An 8,425-nucleotide genomic window follows, 5' to 3' on the forward strand; every position below is an offset into this window, starting at 1 on the left:
TCTTTTTAAAGTGGATGGTGTTTTTAGCTCAATAAATGGCGCTGGTTTTGTGGACATATATTTCTCCAAAATGTTTTATATTTTGAGGAGAGTTTAAATGTTTGATGCGTGGTTATTAGGTGGGATTATTAGGGGTTTACAATCTATTCGCCAAATGAGCAAGGGTTTTCAAAAATTGTTTCGTTCCGGTGAAGATTGTGAGCCTGCGTGGAAACGGACTCGACCTATTGCAACTCTGATGTCATCCGATAACAAAAAGCTTATTGATCTCGATGACAATCAAAAGCCAACACCCAACAGCATCGGTTACCGCTACTCCTGGATCAAAATGTCTGAACCTTCTATTGAATCATTGCGCCAAGCATTTTTGGATCATGAATCACGGATCATTTTGCCGGATAACGTTTCGAATGATATACACCCTGATAAGCGAATTCGGCAAACTAAAATTCAATCTATTTCAATAAAAAATGCTGCTTTCTTAGCTGATCAAGAAATTCGTTTCTCTCCTAACCTAAACTGTGTAATCGGAGGACGCGGAAGCGGAAAATCGACATTAATTGAATATTTGCGAATCCTGTTGGAAAAAGATCAACTTAAAGATATTGATGAACAAACCAAGGAACGCATAAACCGCGTGCGAGATACTTTGAAGTGTGATGCAAAAATTGAGGTCTGTTGGGAAAATGCAGATGGTGTCAAAGATCGTATAATATGGGAAAAAGATAGGGTTAATGTATACGAAAGAGAACTGCTCGATCCTGAAACTTATTTCAAAAATATTCCAATAAGCTTTTATAGTCAACAACAACTCAATCGTTTAACAGAATCTGTAGCAGATGATGATAATATAAGACATGCACAGCGTTTACTGGAGTTAATTGATGGATTCTCCAAAAATGATATAGATGAACTGGCCAACCAAGAGCGTATGCTTAAACTGCAAATCCAGGAGGCATCCAACAACCTTTACAAAGCTAAAACTCTTGACAAAGAGTTCAAACGACTCCAACAAGAATATCAAGAATTAAACCGTCAATGGCAAGCGCGCAGTGAAATTCAGGTGGATGCCCGCAAGCATCAACAACTTAAATCAGAGGCTCGCTACCTCAATAACGCATTAGGTGAACCTGGTAAGCAGTTCTCCGACGTTGTCGATTTAGTAGATATGATTGCTAGTTCTCATGTGCGCTTCCCTGCAGAAGATTCACCCCATGCCCCTTGGTTTCACCAGTATGACGAGAAAGTAAAGAATGCTAAAAATGATCTGGCATTAACTATTCGTAAAGCGGTGGAACAATTCACCACTACCATTGATGGTTTCAAAGCTAGTGATTTAACATGGGCCAATATTGAGAATGAGCTAAGAGAAGCAGATGAGAAATTTAAAGAGGCCTGCGCAGCAAAAGGATTAACTCCCAATGACGTTGGTCGTTTACAGGAAATTAATCAGGCATGCACAAAAAAACAGCAAGAAATCGATAAATTGGCTACAGAAATTAAAGCTCTTGAAAATACTTTTAGTGATCCTAAAACACTTATACAACAATTATATCAGATATGGATAGCACAATTTAACATTAGGACTAAGGCAGCAAATCTCGCCAATAATCAAGCTGTTTTTAACGAAAGTCACCGGCGTTTTATTGAAGCCTCTGTAAAATATCAGCAAGATTACAAGAATTTCTGCGAACTCTGGCAGCAATTTGCACCTATTGATAAACGCACTCGCCTTGGCAAGAATTGGGAAGATTTTGGACAAAACTTATATACACTTTTTATCCAACGACAAGATGCTGCATCACCTTGGGAGCTACTTTATAATTGGCTTGTTGGAGAAGAAAAAGCGGGACTAGGCGTCGTCTCCGTACAAGAAATGTCTCAATATGTTAATGAGAACTCAGAGAAATGGGTAAGGCTCCGTTGTTCGAGAGTGCAAGATACTGTGGATATGAAATTGTTTCGAGCGGATGGCACCCTAGCGGGAAGCATTGCAGATGGCTCACTCTCTGATGGTCAAAGAAATACAGCAGCGCTCGCTCTGTTGCTGGCTCAAGAAGGTGGGCCACTTGTCATTGATCAGCCCGAAGACGAACTGGACTCGAATTTTGTGTTCAGAGAACTAATTCCGATGCTTCGCAAGGTAAAATCTAAGCGTCAACTTATTATAGCTACGCATAACGCTAACCTACCAGTGAATGGCGATGCGGACTTAGTATATGCTTTTGAGGCACGTGATGGTAAAGGTGAAATAATTGCTAATGGCGGGCTTGACCAAAAAGGTGTTACCAAAGCCGTTCTTGACATTATGGAAGGAACAGAAGAAGCATTCCGCCGCAGACGGGAGAAATACCATTTCTAAATTAATTAATAGAACACAATTACTTTGATTTCTTTAGCTTCAATAAATTAGCACCCTTATAAATTTTTTTACGATAAACTAATATATCTCGTGGAGCTTTAATTCCTATTTTGACATAGTTTTCTGCAACCTCTAACACTTCAGCTTCAATATTATCAGCAACTCTAATTACTTCATTTACTTTTTTTGTTATTATCATAAGCATTCTCTCCAAAAAGAATACTGTATTAGCAAAAAACAAGTTATAAATTTTTATTCAGGTTTGTGCTTCATCTTCTATGCATGCATTTTTATAAATATCTTTGAATTTCTGCCTACCTCTATATCGTGTTAGGATTAATATCACAGCATCTATTTCTCTCTGGGTAGGATGGTGATTCCCGATTCTTTCTAGTAATTGAGTAGCTAACATAGCTATATAAATTGAATGACTTATAGATTTTGGCTTTTCGTTAGTTTTAAGTAGATTAATAAAGATCTCAGCTGTGATAGTTTCAAATGCTATTTGGTAGCAAGCATCTAGTTTCATGAATTCCTTCATCTCCGCGGCTAAGTTCCATCAAAGGTTCAAAAATTACTTTAAAATATGAACTAAAAAACGGCCCCTGTCAACGATTTGAACCGATTTATGGTTCATTTTGGGGTCTTATTGGCTCTGAAAGGGTGCATTATGGCTTGTGCATTTGCCTGGGATTGATATAATCATGAAATTTCTATCTGGTTATCTTTTGGAAAGGCGCAAGCGCTATATTTAGCTAAAGACATTTTTAGACTTATTATTCACGAATTAACTTAAATTTATACCTGCGTATTAACTCGCAACAAATTTAATTGGGGTTGTATTAAATGAAAGCTCATGAAGAAACCATGATTAATAAAATTCCTGCTAATAAAGGTCAACGGATCGAAAAAATTAGAAAGATGTTAATAGGCCATACAAGAAAAGAGTTTGCTGAAAATACTGGAATTAGCGAAAATACTATTAAATTATGGGAAACTCCACCGGCTGGAAGAAGTGGAATTACCCAAAAAGGGGCAAAAAAATTTGTTGATGTTATAAAAAAGCTCGGTGTTACTTGCACTGTAGATTGGATTATGACCGGAAAGGGGCATCCTCCTTCCTCTCTTGCTATACAAGAACATTTAACCTATAAACCCACAGCAATAACCTGGGATGAAGAAGAATCTATCCTTAGAGACATTGAGGCATTCAAATCAAATAATCGAAATCCTATAGTAGTTTTAGTGACAGATGGCTCAGTATTGCCTATATATTTTTATGGCGATTATGTGGGTGGTTCAAAAAGATTTGATGATGATATAGATCGTTTAGTTGGGTCAATATGTATAGTTGAATTAGAGAATGAGACTATAATCCGTAGAATATCTGAGAAACACCCTAAACGAAAATATCTACTTACAGCTGTCAATGAAGATAAATCAGTATCAAACCCAACTATAACTAATGCTGCTATTGTCTCGGCTGCTAAAATAATTTGGCACAGAAGCCGCGAAAATTTCATTAATACAATATAACTATGGGACGTTAAGGTATGGAACAGGCCGCTTTCAAAACTTTTTTTTACAACAAAGCAGATCAAGAACAATTTAATTCAATTTTTATCGAATGCTCTAAAAGCTTTGGTTGCAATTATATGGGATATATTTATGAGGATTTAGCCTCTGAAAGCAGACTTGGTTTTAATACAAACGCTAAGTGGCAGCAAGAATTTATTGGACAGCAACTAATAAATAATTGTCACCTCTGGAATACTGTATGTGGATACTTTATAAATTCCCATACAAATCAATTTATCCTCCCCTGGGAATATGCAAAACCTAAAAGCTCTTTGGAAAAAGAAATAGCTTTATATCGAGGAGAGTTTGGTATAGGAAATAACGGCATTAGCTTTTGTAACAGATTTTCAAATAGTAGAGAATTTTTTTTCTTCGCGCCAGGAAATGACAATAAGAAATTTCTTCAAGTAATCTTAAAAAATTTAAGCATTATTAAGCAATATCTAGCTACATTTAGGAAATTATCTTTAGAATCTGTTACAAACAATGATATCATTAAGGATTAAGGAGATTTTTATGAACCAAAAGAACTCTGATGCCAACAATTTTATTCTTGAAATTGATATTAGAAAACATGAAGTTGATCCATTTAATGGAAAAATAAAACCTGCAACAGCAGCTAATATTTTTCAGCATGCCATTTTTGCTTTTTTACATCTAAATTACAATATTCCTAAAGAGATAAACAAAGTTAATTTACAAACTTTCTCTTGCTCTTTCTCATTTTATTTTGTAAACCTATCTATTAACGATATTATATTGGTTAGCGTTTCAGAAAAAAAACTTGAAAACGATAAGATAGAGTTTCATGGTGAAGCTCGAATTAAAGACTCTGACAAGAAAATATTTTCTTGTCATCAAACCAGTTGTTTAATTGAATCAAGGTAAGCTGAAATTCTAGTTGATTGAGTGCTATCCAATTTTAATGAGGTCAGTATGTCGAGTGATCACCAAAAAAACCACCCTTTCTCAGTAGTCATTCCAGTTAGAATCACTGATGTTAATTATGGTAAACACATGGCTCATACTGCTTTAATTGGGATACTGCATCAAGCGAGGGTTTTGTTTCTAACCGCGCATAATTTAGACGAATTAAATATTGAAGGATCTGGATTAATACTATCGAACGCAACTTATTCTTATAAGACTGAAGCTTTTTTCAATACAAAACTTCATATAAAAGTTGAGATAGGTGAATATTCTGGTGCAAGATTTAACTTTCTATATGATGTAACCAACTTTGATACTGGGAAAAGAATAGTCATTGGTAAGGAGGAAATGGCATTTTTTGATTATGGTAAGAAAAAATCTGTCAAAATACCTGAGACTTTTTTAAGAATATGTGATGCTTGTCAAACACACATTATGTGTTAAAAGTATAAATTTTAATTAGCTACCAAAAGATGCATGCCCGCATCGACTTGAAGTAATTCTCCGGTTACATGATGGTTCGCCACAAGAAAATACACTACTGTTTCAGCTATATCCTCTGCATTTGATGCAACCTTTAATGGCATTTTTGTTTCAATTTCCGTAATTTTTTTATTGTAACCTTCCTCTCCCAATGCATTTTTAAACCAACGAGTGCTCACAAAGCCAGGACAAATTGCATTAATCTGTATTTCAGGTGCAAGGGCACGTGCTAGGGATTGAGTCATATTATTTAAAGCTGCCTTTGACGCGGCATAAGCTATGGAGCTACCGATTGCTAATGTCCCTGCAACGGAAGAAATATTGACAATACTACCTCTACCTAATTTACGCATATGGGGCACAACTGCTCGAATCATTTGATATGCACCCACAACATTTACGGCATAGATTTGGTGAAAATCATGTGAATTTAATTCTTCAAGATCAGCATGCTTAACAAACTTTGATACACCAGCATTATTTACTAGATAATCGACTCTTTGCCATTTTTGTATTGTCTGTTCCACCATTTTGCGGCAATCCATATCATCACTAATGTCAGCTTGAACTAAAATAGCTTCACTACCCATGGTCTTGGCTTTTTCAAGAACTTCCTTAGCTCCAGATTCATTATTTTTATAATTAATAACTATTCGAATTCCAGTAGCTGCTAGCTTTAATGCAACTGCAGCACCAATCCCTGAGCTAGATCCAGTAATGATTGCTACCTTTTCAGTGGACATTTTCAGTTCTCTGTAATGAGCATTAAAAAATACCAGATAATATTGAGGGCGATTAAATGGCTAAATATTTGAAATTTTCAATAATTGAGCACTATCCTATTCTTTAACCACTGGGAGGAGATAGGGCTAGAATATTAAATAGACATTAAGAAGGTATTGCTTTCATAACTTTTTGCACCGATAATAGGCGCACTGGCTAGGTGTTGAAGCACCCAGCCAGCACTTCCACAATTCAAGCTACACGGAGCTTAAATTATGACAATGTTAGTTTACACTACCGCGTGTCCACGCCAAATTCCTTTTTTTACTTTTGATCATTTTTTAGACATTTCTGTTCATCCTGTCTTCGGATCAGCAGCGAACATCCCTGCAATTTTGTTTAAACCTTCTGTCCATAATACATTGTGGAAGCAGAATTGCGGGCGCGAAAAGTCCAAAAATGAGTCAATGGCAATAAGGAAGGGGTAAGTTAGCAGAAGGGGGTTGGTGGCGGAGCGTATTTGGCCGCTCCGCCGTTAATCTAACCCTTCTGCCAGCTTCCCCTGCGGCTGAAATTCAGCAGCGAGGACGCGCGTGTGCACACAAAAATATCACATATTATCGCCGCCATCTCACCTTTGGTTGACGCGATTCAACAACATAAGCTGTTAACAGCTATCGATTCGATCGAGAAATTACGACTTTTTACCGAAATACATGTCTATGCAGTGTGGGATTTTATGGCCTTGTTAAAAGCCCTGCAACGCAAATTGACTTCAATACAATCACTCTGGACACCACCCATAAACTCCATGGGGTGCCATTTGATAAATACTCTCCTGAGCGAGGAAGAAAGTGATTACCTCCTTGATGGCAGATATCTCAGCCACTTCGAATTATACCAAGAAGCAATGTGGCATTGTGGCGCCAATATTCAACCCATAACTGGTTTTATCAGCGATATAAAAGCCTATAAGCCACTTTCCAGCCTATTAGCCCGGGCTGACTTACCTCCACCTGCTAGAGGCTTCATTACCGATACTTTTACCATTATAGAAAAAGACAGTCATGCTATCGCTGCCTCATTAGCCTTTGCTCGTGAATACATCACCTCAAATTTATTTTCAACCATACTCCAAACAATTCAGCCGGCGGGCAGTAGTTATTCCCTGAAACCACTGAGGTGTTACCTACAGCGCCACATTGACCTCGATAGCGATAAACACAGCCAACAGTCGCAAATGTTAGTCGTCAGCCTCTGCGGAACAGATGAAATCAAATGGCAAGAGGCGTTAGATGCAGCTCTCTTTTCATTGCAAAGTCGACTTCAATTACTGGATGGAATCCATGCTGCCATCACGCAATTATGAGAGATTAAATCAACCCATAGCAAGGAAATGGATGAATACCTTTAATTCACAAGTGCAACAACTGTTAATTGAAACTATTTTTGATCATATTCCGCAACTGATCTTCTGGAAAAATACTGCATCGATTTATTTAGGTTGTAACAAAAATTTTGCAGAGTTATTAGGCTTAGATACACCGGAAGAAATCATCGGCAAAAGTGATTATGAATTAAATTGGCTACCTGACGGTGACACCGCTGAGAAATTTCAAGCCGGTGACCAAAAAACGCTAGATGGTTATTGTGTTACGAATGAAGAGGAATGGCTGTCCGTCAAAAATGGTACCCGAATCCTTACTTTAGTTAATAAAGTGCCATTAATAGACGCTGAAGGTACCATCGTTGGCGTTTTAGGCGTAGCCACTAACATCACCGAGAAAAAAAGTATCGAAGAACACATGGCCAGAGTTGAACATCAACTCAAAGGCATGACTATTGTCAGCGCAAGTATCGCCCATGAAATGCGCACCCCTTTAGCGACCTTAAAAAATGCAGCCAATGGGATTAGAACCATGCTAGCACCACTTACCATCGGTTATCAGGCTGCACTCACTCACCAACTTAACATCCCTAAAATCCCTGCTGCAAAATTAGAATTGTTAGAGAGCGCCATCGAGACTCTTGAAAACAAAACTACTGAAGCCAACCGCATTATCGACATGCTACTCACCAATCTGCAAAGCTTACGACAACAAAAGCTGATTCATCCACAAAAATGCTCTGCACGTCACTGTATCAATCAAGCGTTAATACAATATCGATTCACTAAAGATACCCCGAAAATTATCTGGGATAATCAGGATGATTTCATATTCTATGGCAAAGAGCTGTTACTAATACATGTCCTGTTTAATTTATTTAAGAATGCTATCTATTTTATCCGCAAGGCAGGCAAAGGAAACATCCATATTTGGTTGGAACATCATCCAAGGCATAACCAGA

10 protein-coding genes are annotated in these 8,425 nt (G+C 37.4%); 7 read left to right on the top strand and 3 right to left on the bottom strand.

The window, feature by feature from the left end; all coding sequences use genetic code 11:
- Positions 1–97: 97 nt before the first annotated feature.
- The gene (locus VHE99_00005; GenBank protein ID HVV67414.1) at positions 98–2,362 is read left to right on the top strand and encodes an ATP-binding protein; all 2,265 of its coding nucleotides are present in this window, start codon (positions 98–100) and stop codon (positions 2,360–2,362) included.
- Between the two features lie 19 nt (positions 2,363–2,381).
- Here VHE99_00005 and VHE99_00010 read toward each other — a convergent pair whose 3' ends face one another.
- Together VHE99_00010 and VHE99_00015 are read right to left on the bottom strand one after the other, a co-directional pair.
- Positions 2,382–2,561: a carbon storage regulator gene (locus VHE99_00010; protein HVV67415.1), complete on the bottom strand. Its 180-nt coding sequence runs from the start codon at positions 2,559–2,561 to the stop codon at positions 2,382–2,384.
- 57 nt (positions 2,562–2,618) lie between these two features.
- Complete coding sequence (locus tag VHE99_00015; protein HVV67416.1) at positions 2,619–2,891, bottom strand: hypothetical protein; 273 nt, start codon at positions 2,889–2,891, stop codon at positions 2,619–2,621.
- 317 nt (positions 2,892–3,208) lie between these two features.
- Here VHE99_00015 and VHE99_00020 point away from each other — a divergent pair, with 317 nt between their 5' ends.
- Genes VHE99_00020 through VHE99_00035 form a run of 4 tightly spaced genes read left to right on the top strand, consistent with a single transcriptional unit; the run spans position 3,209 to position 5,314 of the window.
- Entirely contained in the window at positions 3,209–3,898 is a 690-nt protein-coding gene (locus VHE99_00020; GenBank protein ID HVV67417.1) for a helix-turn-helix transcriptional regulator, read from the top strand.
- 17 nt (positions 3,899–3,915) lie between these two features.
- A complete protein-coding gene (locus VHE99_00025; protein ID HVV67418.1) occupies positions 3,916–4,446 on the top strand; it encodes a hypothetical protein in 531 nt (176 codons plus the stop codon).
- A gap of 10 nt (positions 4,447–4,456) precedes the next feature.
- Positions 4,457–4,828, top strand: coding sequence for a hypothetical protein (locus tag VHE99_00030; GenBank protein HVV67419.1), 372 nt, complete (start codon positions 4,457–4,459; stop codon positions 4,826–4,828).
- Between the two features lie 48 nt (positions 4,829–4,876).
- Positions 4,877–5,314 (top strand): thioesterase family protein, encoded by a 438-nt coding sequence (locus VHE99_00035; protein ID HVV67420.1) that lies wholly within the window; start codon positions 4,877–4,879, stop codon positions 5,312–5,314.
- Positions 5,315–5,325: 11 nt separating this feature from the next.
- On the opposite strand, the gene VHE99_00040 is transcribed toward VHE99_00035, so the two are convergent.
- Positions 5,326–6,096, bottom strand: coding sequence for an SDR family oxidoreductase (locus VHE99_00040; GenBank protein ID HVV67421.1), 771 nt, complete (start codon positions 6,094–6,096; stop codon positions 5,326–5,328).
- 575 nt (positions 6,097–6,671) lie between these two features.
- On the opposite strand from VHE99_00040, the gene VHE99_00045 reads away from it, so the two are divergent.
- On the top strand, positions 6,672–7,445 hold the full coding sequence (locus tag VHE99_00045; GenBank protein ID HVV67422.1) for a DUF3050 domain-containing protein: 774 nt from the start codon (positions 6,672–6,674) through the stop codon (positions 7,443–7,445).
- A 31-nt stretch (positions 7,446–7,476) separates the two neighbouring features.
- Positions 7,477–8,425, top strand: a 949-nt coding sequence (locus VHE99_00050; GenBank protein ID HVV67423.1) for a PAS domain-containing protein, incomplete at its 3' end; no start/stop codon positions are given.

The sequence above is a fragment of the Gammaproteobacteria bacterium genome (assembly GCA_035546635.1).
In the GTDB taxonomy this organism is placed as follows: Bacteria; Pseudomonadota; Gammaproteobacteria; order JAURND01; family JAURND01; genus DASZWJ01.